We start from the raw sequence: 21,614 nt of genomic DNA, 5'->3' as shown, positions 1-21,614 counted from the left end.
GGTGAATTCAACCTGCACGGTCCTAGATCTCAGAGGCCGCGCTGCTTCAAGGCCTGTCTGTCGATCTTGTCGGTCCCCGTTTTGGGCAACGCTTCCATGTATTCGACGGCGCGCGGATATTTGTAGGGCAGAAGGCGACCTTTCACGAAGGACTGCAGGTCCTTGGTCATAGCCTCGTTCGCGGTCAGGCCCGGCTCCAGCACCACGAAGGCCTTGAGTGTCATCCGTCGATCAGGCATTTCCATTCCGAGGACTGCGCATTCGCGCACGGATTCGTGCTCGAACAAGGTCAGTTCGATCTCGAGGGGGTAGACCCACTGTCCGCTGACCTTGATGAGGTCGTCGACCCGACCGGAGAACGTATAGAAACCGTCCTCGTCCTCGATCAGGAGATCACCTGTCCAGATCCAGCCTTCCCGCATGGTCTGCTCAGTCTTGTCCGGCCTGTTCCAGTAGGTCGGCGCATTGGAGCCACCGCGAACCCACATGACACCTGCCTCGCCGCGCGGCACGATCTGACCGTCGGGATAGGTCAGCTTGATCTCGTAGCCGGGAACGGCCTTGCCAGCCCTGCCGACCTTTTTGTGATCCACACTGTTCGAAAGGTAAATATGAAGAACCTCGGTTGATCCCAATCCTTCGATGATTTCCAGACCGTACCGTTCTTTCCAATCGTCGAACAATTCCTGCGACAGGACTTCTGCAGCTGAAAGGCACAGCCGTACGCTGCTGAAATCTGCTTCTTTCGATCGCGGATGTCCGAGCACGGCGTTGTAGAGCGTCGGCAAGCCAAAGAAGAGCGTCGGCTTGAAAAATTCGACGCACTCGATCACCGCAAGCGGGTCGGGGCGTCCCGGGTGCAGAACGGCGCTAGCGCCTACAGAAAACGGGAAGGTGATCGAATTGCCGAACCCATAGGCGAAGAAGATCTTCGGAACCGAGAAGCAGATATCGTCTTCCCGGATCCCCAGCACCCGCCGGCCATAGCTTTCCATCGTATAGGCCATGTCGTGATGGAGGTGGATGATTCCCTTTGGCTTTCCGGTGCTTCCGGAGCTGTACATCCAGAACGCCATGTCATCCCGATGGGTATCGGCGGCGGCAAGCTCGCTGCCGAATTCGCCTTTCCATTCCGACCAGTCACGCACGTCGACGCCGCTGACCGGTTCCTTCGGCTGCGTCGCGAACACCAGCGTCCGGAGCGTCGTCCCGGAGAGCGTTTCGGCGGAGAACAATCGGGCATATTCGCCGTCCGACACCGCAATGGTGGCGTCGGAATCCTCAATGTAGAACCGGACGAGCTCGGGCGTGGACAGGGTATTGCACAAGATTGGCACAAAACCGGCGCGCACGGCGCCGAAATAGGCGGCGGGATAGAAGCTGGTGTCGTTGAGGAGTAGCACTACGCGATCCCCCCGCGCGAGACCAAGTGAGATCAGTGCATTGCCGAAACGCGCGGCTTCGGCACAAAGCTCGCCATAGGTGGTGTTACCGGCCCGGCAGTATATCGCGGTCTTGCCAGATCGGCCCGCCACGAGATTGTCGAACAGGATCGCGCTCGCATTGTATCGGTCGGGAACGGAAAAGCCGATTTCACCGCAGCAATCCATGTCGTCCGAAACGAAGTCGTTGAGCCTAATGTTCAATGGTTCCTCCCCGTCTGGATTGGCTGGCATCCGCCAAAAGGCCGCGCCGCTGCACCTCCTCGGCAAATTGCGGCGCGATCTGACGAAGCCGATGGAAATCAAGTCTGCCGGACCTCATGATGTAGCTGAGCGCGAACTCCCAGGGCTCCAGCTCCATATGGTCCGCGAAATTCTCGTACCAATCGGCGCTGGCATTCGCTGCCCTGACGAGCTTGTCGACGATCGGCCGGCGCGCGGCCTCGTAGCTCTTCAATGCGCCCGGAATATCGTCCGGGCTGGCCTTGAGCGCCTTGATGAGGGCGATAACGTCTTCCAACGCCAACCGGGTTCCCGAACCAATCGAGAAATGCGCGGTCCGCAACGCATCGCCGACCAGAACCTTGTTGCCCGAGGACCAGCGTTCGTTGCTGATCCTCGGAAACTGCCGCCAGACCGACTTGTTCGTCACGAATTCGTGGCCGCCCAGTTCGGGCGCAAAGACGCTCTCTAGATAAGACTTGGCCCTGTCGTCACTCATCGCGTCGAAGCCCGCGCGGAAGAAAGTCTCCTCATCCACCTCGACGATGAACGTGCTCATGTCCGGCGAGTAGCGATAGTGATGCGCGGTGAAATGGCCGTCGGCGGTCTCGCGGAAGGTCTGGGTCAGCGTGTCGAACCGTTGGCGGGTGCCGTACCAGACGAACCGATTATCCAGCAATTCCTGCTTGAACCCGAAGTCCTCGGAGCGCCGCACGAGCGAATTGACGCCGTCGGAGCCGATCAAGAGATCGTATTCGCCCAGCTCCGACAGATCGTGAACGACCTTTTCGTATTCGGGCTCAATGCCCAGTTCCCTCACCCGCCCCTGTAACAGCTCGAGCAAGTGAAGGCGCCCCACCGCGGAAAAGCCTACCCCATCGAGGCGGATGATCTCGCCCTTGTGGGTGATCGTGATGTCGCGCCAGTGTTCGAGCACAGACGAAATCAGCGCGTGGGTTTCGGCATCATCTTCGCGGAGGAATTCCAGCGCTCGATCGGAAAATACCACCCCGAAGCCGAATGTAGCATCGGAAGCGTTCTGCTCGACGATGCGGATATCGTCAGCAATTCCATTCCTTTTCAGAAGATAGGCGGCATACAGCCCCGCCGGCCCCGCGCCCAAAATAGCGACTTTCATCCCATTTCTCCTCCAGAATAGTTCCACTATATAAAAGTGATTTCATAATGCGCAATAGCAAAAACGCTTGCGCTCGTCGGTTTTTTTCGTTTTCTGGGAAAAAAGGGAGTTGGACCATGGATGACGTTCAGAAGACCGACGAGGGCGAGGCATCACGCGCAGGGATACAGTCGCTGGATTCCGCGCTTGTTGTTCTGCAGTCGATCGTGCGGCTGCGCGCCGGTGCATCTCTCACCGAGATCGCGCGAAGATCGAATATGCCGATGAGCAAGGTGCACCGCTACCTGGCCAGTTTCGCCAAGGCGGGCCTAGTCCGGCAAAAGCAGCGGGCCGGCGTTTACGAACTGGCTCAGGGCGCCATCGAACTGGGGCTTGCGGCTATGGCACAAATGGATCTCGTCAATGAAGCGGCCGAACATCTGGAGGATCTCGTGCTGGGGACGGGTGCGGCCGGTCTCATTGCGGTTTGGGGACCCCACGGGCCGACTGTGGTTCGCTGGCAGCGTTCCGGCAGCTTCGTCGTTACCTCCATGGGTCTGGGCACGACTTTGCCGCTTCTGAACTCGGCAACCGGTCGAATCTTTCTGGCATTCTCACAACCGGCATTGCTGAGCGAACTTCTACAGCAAGAGATCGCACGCGCCAGAAGCCTCGGGCTCATATGGCCGGATTTCGATCCGTCGAAACCGGATGATCTTCAGCGCCTTCAGGAAACCACGCGCGAGCGGGGTTACGCAACGGTCGATGGTCGGTTCATTCCGGGTTTGAACGCAATCAGCGTTCCGGTGTTGAACTGGCAGGGGGAGGCCGAGGCGGCCATCACACTCAATTCCGGGGACCCGGCCATCCTGCGACCAGACTCCCATGCAGCGGTCCTCCTGCGCGAGGTTTGCAAGAAGATATCCGTCTTCTTTCCCAAATAATCGCGCAGGCAACGCTTGCGGACTAGCAGTGCGCTTCAGGCCGGTATATCGCCAGCATGCAGCCGATCTCTGACGGGTGCGGGAAAATCGAGGACGGAAGCGCCGTTGGCGAGATCGACCGAGCGCAGCCATATTTCCCTCACTCGCAACCAGGGCGTATCGCGCATATGGACGACCTCTCCGGACAGGGTTGTCACGGAAGCGCTCCATGCCGTTTCGTCCATGTCGCGCCACTCGACGTTGAGATGCACCTCGGAATGCCTGAAGAGATAGCGCAGGGCATGTGCCGGCAGCGTGGCGCCGAATTCCACGTCTTCGTTTTGCGCCTCCGCTTCGGCCAGTTCCTCGACACCTCTGCCGGCACGCGCAGCCTCCGCCAATCTGGCGAGATGCCGTGCCTGATAGCCGACATGCGCGATGACATGGCGGCGGCTCCACCCGGCGACGCGGGAGGGGAGATCCAGTTCCTCGTTTGAAAGCTCACCGAGTTTGCGGGCGAAATAAGCCGTCCCGAGCCTCGCCCAGGCAAGTGTTTCCGCCGGTGCCTGCGGCGCATCGAAGCGTGCTCCTTTGCCGAGCCGCGATCGCAGTGCGGCTCGCGCATCGTCCAGATTTCCCATCGCCGATTGTCCTCCGCCTACCCTTATCGATCACGCTCGATAACCTGGCTTCGTGCGAAATTGAGCCTCTCGATGATGGGCGCGTCTGAAAAGCGAAATAGATCGAATTGGGTTTCCGCTTGCAAGGACCATGCGACCCACGACGGAACGACGAACATGTCGCCCTTCTCCAGCGCATGTTCGGTCCCGTTCAGAACGACGGAGCCCTTTCCCTCGAAGACCTGGAAGACGGACGAACCGACCTCCCGGCGCCCGGGAGTGATGGCGCCTTCGCGCAAACGGTGAAACTCCGCGCGGATCGTCGACATGACGTCGCCGCCAGTCGTGGGGTTGGTGTAGCGAACGGCCGCGTGCCCTTGTTCGACCGTCGCCGGCTGCCCCTCCTCTTCCAGAAGCAACTGCTCGGTAAGGGCCCGATCGGTATATTCCCAGCGATAGGCTCCGATCGGTGAACTGACCGTGTCCTGAAGACCAGATAGCGGCCGCAGGCCCGGATGACACCACAATCTCTCGCTCTTCGACACCATCGGGGTTGCGTAGTCGGTGACGCGATCGGATCCGAACTCGAAAAATCCGACATCATTCTGATAAGAAAACGGGATGTCAAGACCATCGATCCAGGCCATCGGCTGATCCGTATCGTTGTGATGGCCGTGGAAATGCCAACCGGGCGTCAGCAGGAAGTCGCCCCGGCTCATGCGAACGGGGTCGCCGTTAACAACAGTCCATACGCCCTCGCCTTCAACGACGAAACGGAAGGCATTCTGGGCATGGCGATGTTCGGGCGCGGTTTCGCGCGGTCCCAGATATTGGATCGCGGCCCACAGCGTCGGACTGATATAAGCCCGCCCCCCTAGTCCGGGATTGGCGAGGCCGATGGCCCGACGCTCTCCGCCGCGACCGACAGGAACGAGGTCACCCGATCTCTTGGCGAGCGGATAAAGAGTCGACCATTTCCAGACATGCGGCACAGCTTTGGGATTCGGTACAACCGGCATAAGGTCGTCGATTTGGGTCCAGAGGGGCTTCAAGTGCTCCGCTTCGAAATCCGCGTATAGCCGCTGAAGCGCCTCGGTATCTTCAGGGACCACCATGTTGCTGGTTGCGGTACGATCCATCATCTCTCTCAATCTCCTCATGGGTTGCACGATCCCTGTCGCGTCAAACAGGATGGCGATTTATTGCATATAATAAAGCTATTTTCACCCACAGCAAAAAACAAGTCGTCCCGTTGAGACGATCACACAGAAATCCCGCTACGATTGCTCGCGGCGGGCCGAGAACGTGTTGGGCCCGTGCGGCATGCCTGGCTTGCCGTCCCGCATCGCCGTTTAACATAGCATTTTCCCTTTATGCGCCAGCCTGGAGGCGTGACTACGTCCTGAGCGAAATGCCTGTCGCTAGATCGAAGAAATGAAGGTTGACAACGTCGACGGAGACCTCCACGAACTCATTCCAGAAAACATCAGTCCGCGGGTCGAACCGTCCCACGACCCGAATGGTGTCGTTCTTCGATCCGGGGCCGTGCATATCCGATAAGGAGGCGTCTATATCGCGGGCGATTTCCATGACATCATCGGACCTGACGGGTGTGCCAGGCATCTCAATCTGGACGAGTTTCTCTCAGCCGAGCGCTTCGATGACGACGGCACGTCCACGCAATCGCGGCAGATCGGGCGATCGGCGCAAGGGATCCACCAGATGCTCGGGGCGCACTCCGAGCACAACATTGCCGCCACATCGGTCGCGAAGCGACGAAAAGCTGGACAGGACCGTTTCAGGCAGCGCAAGGGCCTGCCGCGCGATCTCGCAGACGATCTTGCCGTTTCCGCCTTCGTGGATCCGCGCATCAAAGAGATTCATGGCCGGCGACCCTATGAATGTCGCGACGAACAGATTGGTCGGCTGATCGTATAACAGCTGCGGTGCGCCCAATTGCTGCAGTAGTCCCTTTCGCATCACGGCAATTGCTGCGCGATTTGCGGATCGTCTCGGGTTCCCGGTTAGCAATGATACGCTCCTTCGAACCGTTCGCCGGTATAATCGTCCGCCGCCAACGCCGCCGAAAGTTATCGGCATCGATGACTGGGCATGGCGTCTTAATCATCGATATGGCACGATCATCTGCGATCTTGAGCGGCGAAAGACGATAGCATTGGTGCCCGACCGGGAGCCCTCGACCGCCAAGGCTTGGTTGGTCCGGCAGCCGCAGATCGAAATCGTGGCACGAGACCGCGGCGGCGGGTATGCGCAGGCCACCGCACAAGCCCCGCCACATGCCGATCAGGTCGCCGACCGCTGGCATTTAATGGAGAACGCCAGCCAGGCTTTTCTCGACGCTGTGCGCAACTCAATGCGGCAGGTTCGCGTGGCAATAGGTACAGCCACCGTAAAAACGAAGCTTCTGACCGCCGCTGAGCGGCTCCAATACGAGGGATATCTGCGGCGTGAAGAGGCAAACGCCGTTATCCGTGGATTCGTCAGCGAAGGCGTGTCCATCAAGGAAATCGTGCGCAGAACCGGTCACAGCCGAAAGCTGGTTCGCAGCGTCGTTCGTGGTCAGCGGACCGACATCTTCCGAGTCCGGCAAACATCCCTGGAACAGCATCTGCCCTGGCTTGAGGCGCAATGGGATGCCGGATTGCGAAACGGTGCCGAACTGTGGCGGCAGCTTCGGCTGGCCGGCTTTGGCGGCGGTCTCCGTGTTGTCACAGAATGGGCAACACGGCGAAGGCGGGCTGAAAAGGCCGAGGACGGGCTTGGCCACGCGCCCGCCGCACGCACCATCGTTCGTCTTATGACCCTGGAGCGCAACAATTTGACCAAGGCTCAAACGGTCACTGTGGCTGCAATTGAGGAGCGGCTACCCGACCTCGTCGAGGCTAGGGATGTTGTCGAAAGTTTCCACGCTATGTTGCGCCATCAATTCCCGGGACTAAACATCTAGAGACCTGGATCAAGCGCGCGGCGCACAGCTTGGTAGCGTCGTTTGCCAGCGGCGTCATCCGCGACAGAGCCGCAGTTCAGAACGCAATCACTTCGATTTGGTCGAACAGGCAGACCGAGGGACAGATCACCAAGCTTAATCTTATCAAACGGCAAATGTACGGGCGTGGGAAACTCGACCTGCTTGAAGCGCGTATTATCGGAGCGCCCTAACATAATCGAAATTGCGTCAGACCCCCGTTACGACGCCGATTGACAATCGATACCGCCGACTACATTTCCAAGCGCTGCGGCGACACCACTGTCGAGGTGGATCAAACCAACCGTTCTACCAGAATGAAGGGATCGTCGCGATCGCGGTCGAAGCAGCTCAGCCGCCGGCCGCTGATCCTGCCGCATGAGGTGCTGCGGATGCGCAGCGACGAGCAGATCGTCCTTTACCGCCGGCAATGCACCGCTTCGATGCGGACGCGCGATCTGGTTCCGGCGTGATGACATGAAGGTCTGTGTCGGGCAAAATAGATTCCATCAGGAAAGAAGATCGATGTAACTTTGCCTGAAAGCCTTCAAATGCCACCACAGCTTACAATGTCGGAAGGAACAACAGAGCATGCACTGGAAGAAAGACTGGTATTCCCTTCTGGGGCCACTGAACATCTGGGCAGCGTTTATGGCTTTCACGCCTATTATCGTCGCCGAAGCGATCATCAGTCTGGAGGTATTTCCGCAGCATGCGGATTTGACGCTAAGGTTCATTGCTTTGATCTGTACGGTCGGGTTTGTACCGTTGGCGACCCTCGCTGAAATCGCGCCTCCCTTCGTGACCAGAGAAGAAGTCAGATGGCGTAACCGCAATACCGAAACGCTCTTCGAAGGCGATGTCGTCTGGGAAGATGTGCCATTCCTGCCACCGGTATTGAACCGTGTTCGCGCAACGACAGGCGAGCGGCAGCCACAGAACGAAACAACACCTATCACGGCGCAGAATGCTCCGTCCGTTGCTTCCGTCTGAACAATCTCGCGGCACTAGTCGGCTCAGGCCGGCAGTCAATGGTGTTGATGGAACCTGACAGTTAGCTCACCGAAAAGTTCAACAAGCGGGATATCAAGATTGCGAGCGATACGGTCGATGGTGCTCAATCGCAAGGTCACCGTGCCAGCCAGTTTATTCGCTCTCGCTCCATGACCAGTGCCATGTTCGTCAGGATTTCAGCTTGAAGAATTGTCGTCACCGCCGCTGGCCTCCTTTTGTCACCCCCACTCCTAGGCGACGTGGACAAATTTGAGCCAGTATCTGGCTGTGGCGATATGCACCATGCCGAGGAAGCTGTTTGCCAGTTGGTCGTAGCGGGTAGCGATGGCACGGTTGATTTTGAGATGGCCGAACATGCGCTCGATGCGGTTGCGCTGCCTGTAAAGCTTCCGATCATGTTCTATTTTCACGCGGCGGTTTGATCGGCCGGGTATGACAGCCTCGATCTTCGGTTGCGCAAGGTTGGCGCGGATGGCGTCTGCATCATAGCCCCTATCGGCAAGCAAAGCATTCGGCGTGCGCTCGGGCAGGTCGATCAGTTCCTCATAGGCCTTGCTGTCTGCTGCTTCGCCAACTGTCAGATGGAAGGCGAGCGGTCGTCCAAGGGCATCAGCCAGGCAGTGAAGCTTACTGGTGAACCCGCCCCGCGAGCGGCCAAGAGCGCGTCGATGAGCCCCCTTTTCCGCCCGCTGCCGAGACGTGGGCGCGGACTGTGGTGCTGTCGATGCTGTAGTGGCCGCTGTCTGCCATGACCTCGGCCAGCGTTACCGCCACGGTCTCCCAGACTCCGGCTTCGCTCCACCTCCGGAACCGACGATGACGGTGTTCCAATTCCCATACTTGGTCGGAACGTCGCGCCAAGGCGCTCCGCATCGGAGCCGCCAAAAGATTCCGTTGATGATAGCTCGGTTCTGCTCGGGACGCCTGCCTCGACCACGGTTCTTAGGTTCGATTGGCAGCAAACCCCTCAAAATCCGCCACTCTGCTTCGGTGAGATCGCCCCGGCTCAAACCTGCCTCCAAAAGGCAGCGTTGAATCAACCGATTGGCGCGGCGTCAATCATGCAGATTCAATGGGTGTAGATTTGCGCCAAGATCCACCGCTTCCGTGATACGTTTCTGCGCTTAACTCGAAATTTTGCGAGCATTCGGCGCACCGATACCGATAAAGTAAAAGATCGTCGAGCGGGCCGTTAGCGGTCAAATCGCAAAACGCTGTCCTACCCTCCATAGGACCAGCGTCAATTTCCTCGATATCACCATCAGCTAACGCCTGCCGCACTGTTCTGACTACCGAAAACAGCTCATACGGCGTCCTGATGCGCACGACCTCGTCAAGATTTTCACAGCGGGAACATGTCATAAGGCGAGAATAGCACGTCACACGATCCTCGCAAATTTGTCCACGCCGCCTAGTCATCGTAGGGCTTGCAGTAAACGACGTAAGTCATGCGCTGCAGTGCCAACCTGACCATTGATCGGCCGGGACAGGGATAGGGATTTGGGGAGAGGGAGGAGGGAACCGTCCCCTTTTCCCATGGTAGGGTGTTTGTGGGGGGCTTGACCTTCCCTCATGGGATGAGTGTCGAGATGGGGCTTGCGCTCTTTCGTCTGCCGGGTCGGCCGGTCGGTCCGGCTGGCATGGCTCCCAAACGGAGGAGAGGGACGAAAGGCGGCAGCGCCACCTTTCGTCCCCTAGGTGTTTGATCCCGGACTTTGATGGTGCATTATTCTCCCAAGCCTGGAGGGATGCATTGTGGGACAAATTCTGCACGGCAGCGCCACGACGACAGAGGCAATCCGTCGAGCAATACAAAATAGTCAAGAGAGCCTGAGGGCGCTGTCAAAGCGCTACGGGATCAACCAGACGACAGTCGCGAAATGGAAGAAACGGACATCGGTTGCCGATCTGGCGACCGGTCCGAAGGAGCCGAAGTCAACAGTCTTGTTGCCTGAGGAAGAGGCGGTCATCGTCGCCTTTCGCAGGCATACGCTGCTGCCGCTGGATGATTGCCTCTACGCGCTGCAGCCGACCATTCCGCATCTGACGCGGTCATCGCTGCACCGGTGCCTGCAGCGCCACGACATTTCCAGGCTGCCTGAGGTCGAGGGTGACAAGCCGGCCAAGAAGAAATTCAAATCCTATCCAATTGGCTATTTTCACATTGATATTGCCGAGGTTCAAACCGCCGAAGGTAAGCTCTACCTCTTCGTTGCCATCGATCGGACATCCAAGTTTGCCTATGTCGAGCTGCATGAGAAGGCAGGCAAGATGGCGGCTGCACAGTTCCTGCGCAATCTGGTCGAGGTCGCTCCCTATAAAATCCATACCGTGCTGACGGACAACGGCATCCAGTTCACAAACCGCCCTCGCGACATCCATGATTTCGGCCACATCTTTGATCGCGTCTGCGATGAGAATGGCATCGAACATCGGTTGACCAAGGTGAAACATCCTTGGACGAATGGCCAGGTCGAGCGGATGAACCGCACAATCAAGGAAGCGACCGTCAAGCGCTTCCACTACGATGACCATGACCAGTTGCGAACCCACCTCGCAGACTTTGTCGCAGCCTACAATTTCGGCCGCCGCCTCAAGACCCTCAAGGGCCTCACCCCATACGAGTTCATCTGTAGATGCTGGACAAAAGAACCCGAACGGTTCAGGCTAAATCCGATCCATCAAATGCCGGGACTGAACACCTAGGCGGTAAACTCATAAATTCTCTTGGCGCATTGCGTTCCGCGTGATTCAAGGCTTCCGAATTAGGAGCTATGATGACACGCCGCCGCTACGAACTCACCGACCACGAGTGGTCAATCATTTCGTCCCTACTGCCGAACAAGCCTCGCGGCGTTCCTCGTGTCGATGACCGACGGGGCCTGAACGGCATCCTTTGGCGCTTCCGAACCGGCTCGCCGTGGTCGGAAGTTCCAGAACGTTATGGGCGGCCAACCACCTGCTATAACCGCTTCGTCCGTTGGCGTAAGGCCGGTGTCTGGGATCGTCTTCTTAAAGCCGTTTCAGAGGCTTATGACGGCGACATCGTCATGATCGACTCGACCTGTGTTCGCGTTCATCAACACGCGGCCACGGGAAAAAAGGGGATCGAGACGATGGTTGCATGGGACGTTCCCGCGGCGGGCTCACGAGCAAAATCCACGCGCTCGTCGATGCCGAAGGTCGGCCAGTCACGCTCCGTCTGACCGGCGGCCAGATTGCTGACTGCACTGAAGCCGATGCGCTGACAGACGACCTCGGCGAAGGTGATATCCTGCTTGCCGATAAGGGTTATGACACCAACGCAATCCGCGCCAAGGCGGCCGAGCGAAAGGCCTGGGCCAACATCCCGCCGAAGGCAACCCGCAAGGGCTCCTTCTCGTTCTCGCGCTGGGTTTACAGGCAGCGGAACCTTGTCGAGCGTTTCTTCAACAAGATCAAACAGTTTCGAGGCATCGCCACGCGCTACGACAAGCGCCCGGAAAACTATCTCGCAGCTGTCAAACTCGTCGCCCCAAGAATCTGGTGTCAGAGTTTATGAGTCGACGGCCTAGGCTAATCGGCCGCAGGGTTGAGTTCGCGGATGACGGCATAGATGCGCCAGCCACCGATTTCCGTGCGGCGTTGGGCGACGAGGATATCCACGGCAGTCTCGTTGGCTTCGATGGCTTTTATCGCCTCGTCCATCGCATCGCAGGGACCGAGGTTCTCGAGGGGGATGACATCGCCATCCTCGTCATAGCCACCGGAAATGTAGGTTGGCGCGCGCTTGAGGCGATCATAGGCGTGCTCCGCTTCACGGATCAGCCGAAACCCTTCAGCGCGCTCGCGCCAGTACTGTGGGCTGCCACTATCGATGTCTTTGATCTTTCGCTGTGTCGTGGAACGTCTCCTTCGTTTTTGACGCAAGGAGCCCGCACCGTAGACGCGAGTGGTCCAGGATCGCATCGCGACCGCCGGAGGCGGCGAGCGGAGGAACCGATTTGCCAGAGCCATCTCAGGCGGCGGCAGCAAATTGGAGGTTGCCGCGACGTCCTTGACGCCGCAGCGGCGGGTGCAAAATAGCAGGTCAGAAAAGAAGAGCATCACGACGACGCCAGGCGTCGTGTCCGTGTGCCAGTAAAACGGCCAGCGAAAGGGGGTGTCACCGCAGGCGGAGACCGGGTCCGGGCTCCGTGAGCGCAAGCGAATAGCACCCGGTCGGCGAAAGCCGGTTCGCCCAAACGCTTCCCGAGATCGGCAAATGTCAAACATCACGGAAATGAATCGGAAGCGGTTCTTCGATTCATAAGTGTCGTTGGACCGTATCGTGAACATCGGCGATCATGCGGCATGGGCACTCACCACTACCAGTTTTATTGCCAGAGGATCGACGCCAACAGGAACATGGCCCGATATTACGCGCTTGCGATCCGGCCAACCCTGTTCGGGGAAATAGCCGTGGTGCGAAGCTGGGGACGGATCGGCAAGGCGGGCGGAGAGATGACCGAGGTGTTCGGCAATGAGAAGGACGCGATATGGCGCTTTCTCGAACTGGTGCTGCAGAAGCGAAAAAGAGGCTACAAACCAGCAATAAACTGTGGAAACACCAAGAGGATCACCGTTCCGCAGACATCGCCGCATGACAATATCTGGATCGGCTGAGATGGTTTTGCGTCTTTAACGAGGAACCCATCATGACCACGACCAACGAAATCGCCGACAAGATCGCATCCGAACAGAACCTGACCAAGGCGCAGGCAAAGACGATCGTCGAAACCGTGTTCGCATCGATCACAGCCGCTGCCACCTCCGGCGCGGAAACATCGATCCCCGGATTCGGCAAGTTCAAAACCAAGGACACGCCGGAGCGCGAGGCTCGAAATCCGGCCACCGGCGCCACCATCACGGTTGCCGCTGCGAAGAAGCTTACGTTCCAGCCCGCCAAGGCACTGAAGGATGCTCTGAACAAGTAATCCACACGAAGGGCTGGGGACGAACTGATTGAAGCCGCAGAGGCGGCTCTCCGCGCAGCATCATCGGCGCGCTCGCCTTCACGCTCGAAGCTGATCCCGATCCCCGTCCCCGTCAAGGAGACAGCGAAAGCGTTGCTTCTCATGACAGTCGGACGGTGGCGGCTGCATTGCGGATGATCGCCGCCCTCAAAAGGGCGGCTCGGCGTCGATGGAGCCATCTTGCACGGCCATGATGACCGCCAGTTCCGCCTGAGCCAGCTCCAGCTCCGCGGCAATCGCGCGGCGCAGTTCTTCGATGTGTTGTTCCAGCAGCATCGTCATCTCCTTGACGTTTAAGAAAGATGCTGCAGGAGCCGCATCTCGCGTTGAGCGTCGCCACTCCGGCTCTTGCAAGTCGATCCCAACCAGCGACGCGAGACGTGCCAGAGCATCAAGAAAGGAGAAGTCCTCCATATGTTGGATGAGGCTGAAGACATCGCCCTTGGCTTCGGACAGCGGATCAAACTAACCGCTGCCGCTGTGTATGACGATGACAATCTCCCCGCCGCGCCGGTATTTGATTGCCCGCCGTGTGCTTTCCTTCAGATCGACCGCGAACCCCGCCTGCTCCAGCACGACGGCGCACGGGACACGATCCCGTAAGTCTTCCAGTTTCTCCATCCTTATACCGGCGCTCCTGGCGCCGCCCTTCTTGTCCGATTCATTTCTCCCGCATTTTGCGGGACCGTTTCCGACGGTCCGCGAAGAGCAAAGGAGGCAAGGGCGCGACTGGCAACCTGCAGATCTGCACCTTGGCACCAGGGGCCACACCAGCCGCGGCGAAGCTTCCCTTGCCGCCTGCGGCTCGCAAGCGGCAATGAATGCCGACTCAATGAGCCGGCCCGTACGCGAAGGGATCGAACTCGGCGATGGTCTCGACCTCGCCGTCATCGAGTTCGTCGCTCGGAAGAACGCCGAACTCGTCGCCAGACCGGAAAAGCGTGACCGGGACCATAAGCGTACGGGAAAGCTGGAAGGCGTGGTTCTGTGCGAGGTTGAGATCTGTGTTCATCGAAGGGCTCCATCTTGGAGCGGGCCGTTCCCGCTCGATGGCTCCCGTCAGTGTCCGGAACCGGTCGCGATCACCGCGGAGGCAAAGCCGAGCGGCCGCAGCTTGCTAGCGGACCCCACAGCGGGTTGATCGACGGAGATCCGGGGCTGGACCAGGATGCCATCGAGCGGGAATGGAACGCCTCCATAAGCCCAGCCTTGAGCTTCAAAGGTCTCGCTGATGCGGAACACATCCCCCCACACCACACTCTTTGATCCGTCCACACCGGTCTGGGAGTAGCTTGCATTCAATGCAGGCGTCAGGTGGGAAAAAGAGGTGCACGCAGCAAGCAACCGCAAATTCGAGGGTGTTATGGAGGTCGTCCCCTTTTGCATAGGTGCGTTGCACAATTCTTGTTTGCGCATCGCTCAATATCTAGGCAGTTTGCGTATAGCTGATGCACGCGATGGCTTCCTCCGAGGTCCATCGTATCAGCTGTTCCCCTCTGGAGGTTTTTGACCTTCACACTTCAAGGGCCTCGGTATTCCGGTGGCCCTATTTTTTGTCTCTGTGGACGCTTTGACTACGACCGTAGGGAGAGGGGGAATCGAGATCGCGCTCATTTCATCGAAAGAGAGATAGCATGTCGGGGAAACCTTTGTACGGGAGATCAAGCTGCGCAGTGATACAGGGCAACCCATGAGGTGCTTACGCCGCGAATTGCCGGAACGGACATTTTCTATGGGCGATCGTTAGACTCTTGCGGCGCCTTCACAAGTGCGTTTTCGCCCATAGGAGCGCGCTTATTGCGGCAGCTTTAGCCCCTTCCTGGCTCGGATAATTCTTCCTACCAATCTGACGCTTATCCGTCCCGCGACGCGCGACAAAGATCCCAAATCCTTCACCGCGTTCAAAGACAGTAAGATTAAAGCCTTCAGTGTTGACGAAATGATTGCCTAGTTGCGAAATCCGCCACTTCTTCGCGGCCAAGGATTTTCGCCGGCGGGCAATCAGACGCATTCCCGTCTCACGCTGCTTTGGTCTGACGTAATCGTCCTACATATGCTCCGCGCATACGCACCCCACAGCAAGTGTCTCCGGATAGTGCGGAGGCTCCATGTAATGAACATAGCGCACATCAACGCTTTCGCACATTTCACATTCCTGCGACGGCGCTTCAAGATCGTCGATGCCTACGCAAGTCCACCCCTTATGCGGAATTCTTGGTGAAGACCACTTGCCCCGGCTGGTATGTACAACGCGATCTGCCATTTCCCGGCTTTCACAAAACAAGAAGGCGTTTGATTACTGCCGCAGCCTGGCCTGCCTGATTTCCCTTACCCACAGAGAAAAGTCAGCCAGAGGCTCAACGTTCTGGATAACATGATTATTTCTCAGAAGGCGCTCGGCGGCAAGCAGCGCAACCGCGTAGGCTCCAGTGACGATCGACTACCCGACCATCCCCATCTTTTGTCCCGAACTCGGAATACCAGTCAGTACTGTAGACCCCGCCCAGCATCCCAATGCGCTTGTGCGGGGCAGCAAAAATCCGATGGGCTGACGTGCTTGGCGCGTCAAGCAAGCAGTCGAGCGCCATGTCGCTGGCCATAGCGTTCACAAAGGAAAGCTCAACAGGGCCGTAAGGCTGGAAATGCGCGCCGCATGCCGGCTCTTCCTTGTTTTGGCCACCGTCTGGCCAATCCACCACTTTAAAATCCGGGGTACCGGTGCGGCCGAGATGGCATTGCAGGCATCCGCCGTGTTCGGCTATTGCCACGGCATGTCCTGCGCAAGCGTGCGCTTCGGTCCAGCAATAGAGGATTGGCTTCTTCCTGCCTTGCTCGACATGCCAGTCGTTCAAAGCATGCTCTGCCGCCCAACTGCCCGTCGCCGAGATGATAAGATCGGCCTCGGTGAGCAATTCGGTGTCCAACTGAAGGAGCGCGCTCATGCCATATGACCGGCTTTCGATAAGAAGATGGGGATAATCCATCTGCAAGCGCTCAGCCAGGGCAATCGCCTTGTTCTTGCCGATCGCAGTCGCCCCTAGAGGATGGCGACCGACATTCGGCCAGCTCAACTCGTCAAGATCGACAAGAACGAGATGGCCGACGCCAGCTTGCGCCAGCGAGCAGGCGACGGGCGCGCCGACTGAACCGCAACCGATGACCACAACAGTGGAGGAGAGAAGTCTCTCGGTTCGGGGATCCTGCCCTCGTCCGTGTATCCAGGCTACATCGGCGCGCTGCACTGACGATCTCACCACAGGTGTCCTCCCGAAAAATCGCTGACTGATTAATGTTGGCGGAGCGTTGCCAGCGCGAAATCCCTTCGTCACTGGCTCAGCAACCGGTGACGGTCGGCCATGCGCGAATTTCGGATTCAATGTCCGGACGGCAATGAGGCCAGCGCCGGCACGGCCCTCGGCGCCAATGACGGTGACAATTTCTTCAGGTATTCGGCGGGCGGCATCCTCGAGCGCATTAACGGAATCTGGTCCTAGTTCCGCCGCCAGCGAATAGAGGTCGGCTGCCCTGTCCGGATACTGTGCCGGAAGCGGTGGGGTTTCCATCCAGAGGAACGCGCCCTGCGTAATTTTGCCGGTTGCGCCTTGTCCATACCGCCGCGCAACCCAGGTCAGGAGAGTCTCCTCGTGCTGGCCGACGACGGTGATGCCCTCACCTTTCCAAACGCGCACGGAGCGCGATGGCGCTGCCGGGCGAATCAGGCTGAACAACCGGCTGCCATCGGAGTGGGTCTTGTAGGCCCAGTAGGTCAGAAACTCTTCCTTGAAGTCCCGTTCGACGATATCGCCCTGTAACAGCTCCTCTATCAGACCAACCGACCGGATCAGGAGGTTTTCTGCGACGGCCGTTGGGTCGTCGGGATCGACCTCTGCCATATTCGGTAGCAAACAAAGTATCCCATCACCCTCTACATGCGGCCATGTCAAAGCTTCGGGATGATCTACCAGCGCGGTCCGAACGGGGATTCTCGGAAATGCCGCCGTCGCAACAACATCGATACGCCGTGTCTTGCCGTCGCTAAACTTAATGCTCACTCTCCAGGCGGCGACCCAACTCCGATTTGGATAGGAGGTCGAAATCGTGTGACCGTCCAACCGCTCTGGCGCTTGACCTAGAAGGGCCCGCAGCCGCGCCTCGAGCTGAAGCGCGGCCTGTCGCCATTCAAGCGATGGATTAAAGTCATGCATGGCGTCCGCCACCTGCGCTGCTCACCGCAGCGGCAGCAGCGGCTGCCTGACCGAGAAGAGCGGCTGAACCGATGATCGCCGGCGCAAATGCATTGGCCCTTTTCTCTTCCTCCAGCCGTTCACTGAAAAAGGTTGTTGCAAAGACCTTGTCCCAACATTTCAGGGCTTTTTCACGGGTGCAGTCAGTGTCGAACAGCGGCGCGAGCATATCGATCGCATCGGTCAGCTTGTCGCGGAAGAACCGCGCGCGCGCGTCATCATTGCCGTTGGTGATGTCGCTGTTCGGCGTAACCGGATGGGCTATCTGCAGGTTCCAATCGAGCCTGTTTCGGATCGACACCATCGTGTCGTAGAGCGCCTTGTCTTCACGGGTGGAATGTTGGTAGCGCTCGGTCAAGACGACGGTAATGCCGAAACCGCTCAAGATCGATGAACGCCAGTTGAACCGGCTGCGCGCAAATTTCTTGAGGTCGCGATTGATGCGGCGCAACTGACGGCCATCCGAAGAATTTGAACGCTCATCTTCATACCAGGTAGAGACGTCGCGTGCGTCGGAGCGCTTCCAGCCGCTGCTTGCAGCCAACTCGTAGTGGTATACGTCTCCAAAGATCGTGGAGGTCGTGACGCGACGATAGACGGGAAGATCGACGTGATAGCCCGCCTCATAGAAGATGCGGACGCAATTCGAGCGCACCTCTGGTGCTCGCTTGAACTTTCCGTCGTCAACGGCATCACGCACCATCGAGCGCGCTTGGTGAGAGGTCATCTCGGCGCCACGCTCCCCGACTAGATCCTCCTTGGCGAAATAGACGCCATCGTCGATGTCGTAATCATTGTCCGGGTCACGGACCATTGTCTTCATCGCGTAACTGCCCTGCTTGACGAACTCCAGAGGGCCGGGCTTTTCTGCCTTCTGCAACCCGTTGCGAAGCCGCGTCCGGTTGGCGTCACGGCGATTGCGCATCTTATCCTGCTCGGTCTGCGGCAGGGTCACATCCTGGTCGTGGTAGGCCCGGACATCTTTTGAACAGTCGAACATGCCTTATCCTTTCCGGCCATCATCGATCGGCCACACAACACCCGATACCGGCATGGCCGGCAGATCATTCATGAGACGCGAGATCATTGCCCCCTCAGGGTTGTTGCGATCGTCGCAGGCACTTTTCGTCAAATCCGCATCCGTGTGAGCCTGATGAACAAGCCGATCCATCGCCTCCGGACGGGTATCGTCCAACGCGAGATAGGGCATCATGCTCGCGGGCACTGCCTTGTTGGGGAACCTCACGCGCCGAATTGAGCGTCCGCAGTCGCTCATCGCATTGGCGAGAAGGCGCGCCATATTGTCGAAAGCAAATTCCTGTGCGGAAATGCTCAACGGTGCGACGTCGGCTCCGAGGGACCAGTCCAGCATCGACCGATGAGCCGATTCCTCATCAAGGTGATCTCCCTCGGGACGCGGGCAGGTCCCGAGCGAATAGATTTCTATCGGCTGATCGGGTCCCGCAATGGTGAGGGCATCGACGAGACCAACCATGATAGGGTTGTTGGCCCAGAGTCCGCCATCGGCGAAGACCTGCTTCGGCCCGCCAACCGAATTGGGGTCATCAATGGCAGCAAGCGACCGGTAGATTGGCGCGGCACTCGTCGCCATGCAGACGTCGACAAGAGGATAGAGATCGTCCCGCACACCGCTCCGGGGCGTCTTTTTGAAAACCCACGCTCGATGCGTGCTCATCAGAACCGCAGGGATGGAAAGGGAAATATTACGCCTCTGGAAGACGTCGAGCATCGTCCTGGTGCCAAGAACAGCTGTCAGCGCCTCGCGCAGTGCTTTATCACCTTGGCGCACGTAGGTACTGCCGCGTCCCGCGCGGAAGAGCGCGCTGCGCTTTCCAGTAATGCGATGGGGAAAAATTTTTGGCCCGTGATCGCGATAAAGGTTGACGACCTCTTGCATCGGACGACCGACAGCAAGGGCGCATCCGACGATTGCGCCAGTGCTGGTACCAGTGATCAGATCGAAGCCCGCGCCAAGATCGAGCGGGGTTGTCCCGCGAATGCGCGCGAACTGATCAGTAAGCCGCGCGAGAAACGCCGCGGTGTAGATCCCGCGCATCCCGCCACCATCGAGGCTCAGGACACGGAACGGTCGCTTGAGCGACGAAACGTCCGCTTTGTCTGGCGACGCGGTACGTGCAACTTCATCTGAACTACCGGCCAACATCGCTTCTTTCTCTTGGACTTGTCGCATTCGACATGAGATAACTGTCTATCCATATATGATGTGGTTTACAATTCGTCAAGATTTTCATGCCGGAGTAGACATGCCAGAAGAAAAGAACCCGTCGCAAATTTTTCAGGAACGGCTGAAAAGTGCCCGGATTCTAAGGGGTTACAACCAGGATGAACTCGCAAAAAAAGCGGGGATGCCTGCGAGCTCCATCGCTCATTTTGAGACGGGTACACGCAAGCCGTCGTTCGACTCACTGCGCCGACTCGCAAACGCACTCGAGATTACGACCGATTACCTGCTGGGGCGATCCGAAGAGCCGGAGCTTGCAAAGGACGGCGACCCGCTGTTCCGTGACATGAGCAAGCTGACAGGAAATGATCGTGAAATTGCGAAAGACTTTTTGCAGATGCTCGCGCGACGCGCGGCTGAGAAAAAGGGTTCGGGTGGATGAGCAAGGTATTCAGCCTTAAGATGGCACGGCAAGCTGCTGAGGCGCTGCTAAAGGAAGAGGAACTCCTGTCTCTTCCGGTCGATCCGTTTGCAATTGCCGCAAGTCGCGACATCATGGTGGAGGGCAAACCGGAAAAGGTCGATGGCGTCTCAGGGATGCTGCTCCGACACGGAAACGATTTCGGCATTGTCTACGCGACCCATATTCGCAGCGAAGGCTTTCAACGGTTCAGCGTGGCCCATGAGCTCGGCCATTATTTTCTTCCGGGCCACGTGGATCAGGTTATTCAGAACGGCATTCACGTTTCTCGCGGCGGATTCGTCACGAATGATCCCTATGAGCTTGAAGCCGACCATTTTGCAGCTGGTTTGCTGATGCCGGAACAGCCGTTCCGCAAGGAAATTGACCGCCAGAAGCCCGGCCTGGCGGCGATCGAAGCCATCGCCGACCTCTGTATAGCCTCAAGGACGGCGGCTGCAATCCGGTATGCGGAAATCAGCGATGCTGCCACGGCCGTGATCATGAGCACCGGCGGTGTCATTGATTATTGCTTCATGTCCGAGGCCATGAAATCGCTCCCAATGCTGGACTGGCTTCGGAAGGGGCTCAGGTTGCCCCTGGGTACCGTGACTGCCACGCTCGCTGCTAATCCGATGCGCGTTGCCGCCGGGGAGCGGGTCAAGGATGAGATCGATGTCCGGGAGTGGCTTGGAGGCCCCACACGCGAAACCGTCAAGGAAGAGTCCCTTGGCCTTGGCGCCTACGGAAAAGTGTTGACTGTTCTCACGTCTAACAAGATCGGGCAGGAATTGGAGCCCGACGAAGAGGACGAGCAGCAGGAATTGATCGAAAGCTGGACGCCACGCTTCAAGCGCTGATGGTAGTCTTCGCTCAGAAGTTCGAGTTCAGTCGAGCCTATAAGCTGAAACTAAATCTTGAGCTGCCAATGACTACGTTCTGATGCCATCATTCTGTAGCCGCGTTTGACGAAGAGCGCCGCGAGGCCCCAGTGAGACCGAGTATTCACCGCGATGACGACCATTGAGCAGACCTAGATCGCAAAGGCGATCGAGACGCGGTCGCGCCTTGGTGACCTTCGTGTTGGGGCTGAAGTTCAGCAGCTTCGAAAGCTTTTTCAGATTCACGCTTGTACCCGGTTTGATTCCGTGGTGCCAAACCACTGCCTCTCGACTGAGAGAAGGCAAAGCAGGATCCACGAGCTCAGCAATGTATTTTCTCGCCAGCGGATGCAACAGGGCCTTTCGCCGTTCAAGGTCGCGCATGACGTGCAGAATTCCATGCTCAAACCCTCTCGAATGGAGGGCGGTCTGTCGGGTTTAGCATCTACTCCACCTCATTTGAGGAAGTACCGGAAAACGCTCGGCGATTATAAAATCGAATTGTCGA

At 58.2% G+C, this 21,614-nt stretch carries 24 protein-coding genes and 4 pseudogenes; 11 read left to right on the top strand and 17 right to left on the bottom strand.

Going from position 1 to position 21,614, the window contains the following annotated elements; all coding sequences use genetic code 11:
* Window positions 1–29: 29 nt before the first annotated feature.
* Both J5276_RS28855 and J5276_RS28850 read right to left on the bottom strand, forming a co-directional pair.
* Window positions 30–1,610, bottom strand: coding sequence for a benzoate-CoA ligase family protein (locus tag J5276_RS28855; protein WP_209160199.1), 1,581 nt, complete (start codon window positions 1,608–1,610; stop codon window positions 30–32).
* A 25-nt stretch (window positions 1,611–1,635) separates the two neighbouring features.
* Window positions 1,636–2,802 carry an FAD-dependent monooxygenase gene (locus J5276_RS28850; RefSeq protein WP_209160168.1) on the bottom strand — a complete coding sequence of 389 codons (1,167 nt, stop codon included), beginning with the start codon at window positions 2,800–2,802 and terminating at the stop codon, window positions 1,636–1,638.
* 116 nt (window positions 2,803–2,918) lie between these two features.
* Here J5276_RS28850 and J5276_RS28845 point away from each other — a divergent pair, with 116 nt between their 5' ends.
* Complete coding sequence (locus tag J5276_RS28845) at window positions 2,919–3,725, top strand: IclR family transcriptional regulator (RefSeq protein ID WP_209160167.1); 807 nt, start codon at window positions 2,919–2,921, stop codon at window positions 3,723–3,725.
* Window positions 3,726–3,760: 35 nt separating this feature from the next.
* Here J5276_RS28845 and J5276_RS28840 read toward each other — a convergent pair whose 3' ends face one another.
* From J5276_RS28840 to J5276_RS28825, 4 genes are all read right to left on the bottom strand, one after another.
* Window positions 3,761–4,345, bottom strand: a complete 585-nt coding sequence (locus J5276_RS28840) for a maleylpyruvate isomerase N-terminal domain-containing protein (RefSeq protein WP_209160166.1) — start codon at window positions 4,343–4,345, stop codon at window positions 3,761–3,763.
* Window positions 4,346–4,368: 23 nt separating this feature from the next.
* Window positions 4,369–5,466, bottom strand: a complete 1,098-nt coding sequence (locus J5276_RS28835) for a cupin domain-containing protein (protein ID WP_247750042.1) — start codon at window positions 5,464–5,466, stop codon at window positions 4,369–4,371.
* Window positions 5,467–5,719: 253 nt separating this feature from the next.
* The gene (locus tag J5276_RS28830; protein WP_209160165.1) at window positions 5,720–5,914 is read right to left on the bottom strand and encodes a hypothetical protein; all 195 of its coding nucleotides are present in this window, start codon (window positions 5,912–5,914) and stop codon (window positions 5,720–5,722) included.
* A 54-nt stretch (window positions 5,915–5,968) separates the two neighbouring features.
* On the bottom strand, window positions 5,969–6,304 hold the full coding sequence (locus tag J5276_RS28825) for a hypothetical protein (protein ID WP_209160164.1): 336 nt from the start codon (window positions 6,302–6,304) through the stop codon (window positions 5,969–5,971).
* Between the two features lie 13 nt (window positions 6,305–6,317).
* Between J5276_RS28825 and J5276_RS28820 the strand changes: the two are divergent.
* From J5276_RS28820 to J5276_RS28805, 3 genes and pseudogenes are all read left to right on the top strand, one after another.
* A pseudogene (locus J5276_RS28820) lies at window positions 6,318–7,504 on the top strand (ISL3 family transposase); the annotation flags it as partial.
* 48 nt (window positions 7,505–7,552) lie between these two features.
* Window positions 7,553–7,841: pseudogene (locus tag J5276_RS28810) on the top strand (type IV secretory system conjugative DNA transfer family protein); the annotation flags it as partial.
* Window positions 7,842–7,901: 60 nt separating this feature from the next.
* Window positions 7,902–8,303, top strand: coding sequence for a hypothetical protein (locus tag J5276_RS28805; protein WP_209160163.1), 402 nt, complete (start codon window positions 7,902–7,904; stop codon window positions 8,301–8,303).
* A gap of 251 nt (window positions 8,304–8,554) precedes the next feature.
* On the opposite strand, the pseudogene J5276_RS30680 reads toward J5276_RS28805, so the two are convergent.
* Together J5276_RS30680 and J5276_RS30675 are read right to left on the bottom strand one after the other, a co-directional pair.
* Window positions 8,555–9,013: pseudogene (locus J5276_RS30680) on the bottom strand (IS5 family transposase); the annotation flags it as partial.
* Between the two features lie 75 nt (window positions 9,014–9,088).
* The gene (locus tag J5276_RS30675; protein WP_229002323.1) at window positions 9,089–9,286 is read right to left on the bottom strand and encodes a transposase; all 198 of its coding nucleotides are present in this window, start codon (window positions 9,284–9,286) and stop codon (window positions 9,089–9,091) included.
* A 793-nt stretch (window positions 9,287–10,079) separates the two neighbouring features.
* Here J5276_RS30675 and J5276_RS28795 point away from each other — a divergent pair.
* Together J5276_RS28795 and J5276_RS28790 are read left to right on the top strand one after the other, a co-directional pair.
* Entirely contained in the window at window positions 10,080–11,030 is a 951-nt protein-coding gene (locus tag J5276_RS28795) for an IS481 family transposase (protein WP_209160162.1), read from the top strand.
* A gap of 68 nt (window positions 11,031–11,098) precedes the next feature.
* Window positions 11,099–11,865, top strand: a pseudogene (locus J5276_RS28790) (IS5 family transposase).
* Window positions 11,866–11,879: 14 nt separating this feature from the next.
* Here J5276_RS28790 and J5276_RS28785 read toward each other — a convergent pair.
* Complete coding sequence (locus tag J5276_RS28785) at window positions 11,880–12,410, bottom strand: hypothetical protein (protein ID WP_229002310.1); 531 nt, start codon at window positions 12,408–12,410, stop codon at window positions 11,880–11,882.
* Between the two features lie 246 nt (window positions 12,411–12,656).
* On the opposite strand from J5276_RS28785, the gene J5276_RS28780 reads away from it, so the two are divergent.
* Both J5276_RS28780 and J5276_RS28775 read left to right on the top strand, forming a co-directional pair.
* Window positions 12,657–12,968 (top strand): WGR domain-containing protein, encoded by a 312-nt coding sequence (locus tag J5276_RS28780; protein WP_209160160.1) that lies wholly within the window; start codon window positions 12,657–12,659, stop codon window positions 12,966–12,968.
* A 32-nt stretch (window positions 12,969–13,000) separates the two neighbouring features.
* Window positions 13,001–13,279, top strand: a complete 279-nt coding sequence (locus J5276_RS28775; RefSeq protein WP_209160159.1) for an HU family DNA-binding protein — start codon at window positions 13,001–13,003, stop codon at window positions 13,277–13,279.
* Between the two features lie 186 nt (window positions 13,280–13,465).
* Here the strand turns inward: J5276_RS28775 and J5276_RS30670 are convergent, their stop codons facing one another.
* Complete coding sequence (locus tag J5276_RS30670) at window positions 13,466–13,594, bottom strand: hypothetical protein (RefSeq protein WP_255610428.1); 129 nt, start codon at window positions 13,592–13,594, stop codon at window positions 13,466–13,468.
* A gap of 138 nt (window positions 13,595–13,732) precedes the next feature.
* Here J5276_RS30670 and J5276_RS30875 point away from each other — a divergent pair, with 138 nt between their 5' ends.
* Entirely contained in the window at window positions 13,733–13,921 is a 189-nt protein-coding gene (locus tag J5276_RS30875; protein ID WP_209160158.1) for a hypothetical protein, read from the top strand.
* Between the two features lie 226 nt (window positions 13,922–14,147).
* On the opposite strand, the gene J5276_RS28765 is transcribed toward J5276_RS30875, so the two are convergent.
* The 6 genes from J5276_RS28765 to J5276_RS28740 all read right to left on the bottom strand — a co-directional run bounded on the left by J5276_RS28765 (window position 14,148) and on the right by J5276_RS28740 (window position 19,639).
* A complete protein-coding gene (locus tag J5276_RS28765; protein ID WP_174067037.1) occupies window positions 14,148–14,330 on the bottom strand; it encodes a hypothetical protein in 183 nt (60 codons plus the stop codon).
* A 47-nt stretch (window positions 14,331–14,377) separates the two neighbouring features.
* On the bottom strand, window positions 14,378–14,734 hold the full coding sequence (locus J5276_RS28760; RefSeq protein ID WP_209160157.1) for a hypothetical protein: 357 nt from the start codon (window positions 14,732–14,734) through the stop codon (window positions 14,378–14,380).
* A 346-nt stretch (window positions 14,735–15,080) separates the two neighbouring features.
* Window positions 15,081–15,329: a hypothetical protein gene (locus J5276_RS30660; RefSeq protein ID WP_229002309.1), complete on the bottom strand. Its 249-nt coding sequence runs from the start codon at window positions 15,327–15,329 to the stop codon at window positions 15,081–15,083.
* Window positions 15,330–15,696: 367 nt separating this feature from the next.
* A complete protein-coding gene (locus tag J5276_RS28750; protein WP_209160156.1) occupies window positions 15,697–17,523 on the bottom strand; it encodes a ThiF family adenylyltransferase in 1,827 nt (608 codons plus the stop codon).
* Entirely contained in the window at window positions 17,516–18,562 is a 1,047-nt protein-coding gene (locus J5276_RS28745; protein WP_209160155.1) for a cyclic GMP-AMP synthase DncV-like nucleotidyltransferase, read from the bottom strand. The genes J5276_RS28750 and J5276_RS28745 overlap by 8 nt, the downstream gene beginning before the upstream one ends.
* Before the next feature lie 3 nt (window positions 18,563–18,565).
* Window positions 18,566–19,639 (bottom strand): patatin-like phospholipase family protein, encoded by a 1,074-nt coding sequence (locus tag J5276_RS28740; protein WP_247750041.1) that lies wholly within the window; start codon window positions 19,637–19,639, stop codon window positions 18,566–18,568.
* Between the two features lie 37 nt (window positions 19,640–19,676).
* On the opposite strand from J5276_RS28740, the gene J5276_RS28735 reads away from it, so the two are divergent.
* Together J5276_RS28735 and J5276_RS28730 are read left to right on the top strand one after the other, a co-directional pair.
* Complete coding sequence (locus tag J5276_RS28735; RefSeq protein WP_247750040.1) at window positions 19,677–20,207, top strand: helix-turn-helix domain-containing protein; 531 nt, start codon at window positions 19,677–19,679, stop codon at window positions 20,205–20,207.
* Window positions 20,204–21,085, top strand: coding sequence for an ImmA/IrrE family metallo-endopeptidase (locus J5276_RS28730; RefSeq protein WP_209160153.1), 882 nt, complete (start codon window positions 20,204–20,206; stop codon window positions 21,083–21,085). Before J5276_RS28735 ends, J5276_RS28730 begins: the two co-directional genes overlap by 4 nt.
* 72 nt (window positions 21,086–21,157) lie before the next feature.
* Here the strand turns inward: J5276_RS28730 and J5276_RS28725 are convergent, their stop codons facing one another.
* Window positions 21,158–21,490, bottom strand: coding sequence for a hypothetical protein (locus J5276_RS28725; RefSeq protein WP_209160152.1), 333 nt, complete (start codon window positions 21,488–21,490; stop codon window positions 21,158–21,160).
* Window positions 21,491–21,614: the final 124 nt, after the last annotated feature.

This window comes from Agrobacterium sp. S7/73 (assembly GCF_019355535.1).
In the GTDB taxonomy this organism is placed as follows: Bacteria; Pseudomonadota; Alphaproteobacteria; order Rhizobiales; family Rhizobiaceae; genus Agrobacterium; species Agrobacterium tumefaciens.
This window is presented reverse-complemented; position numbering and strand designations above follow the sequence as displayed.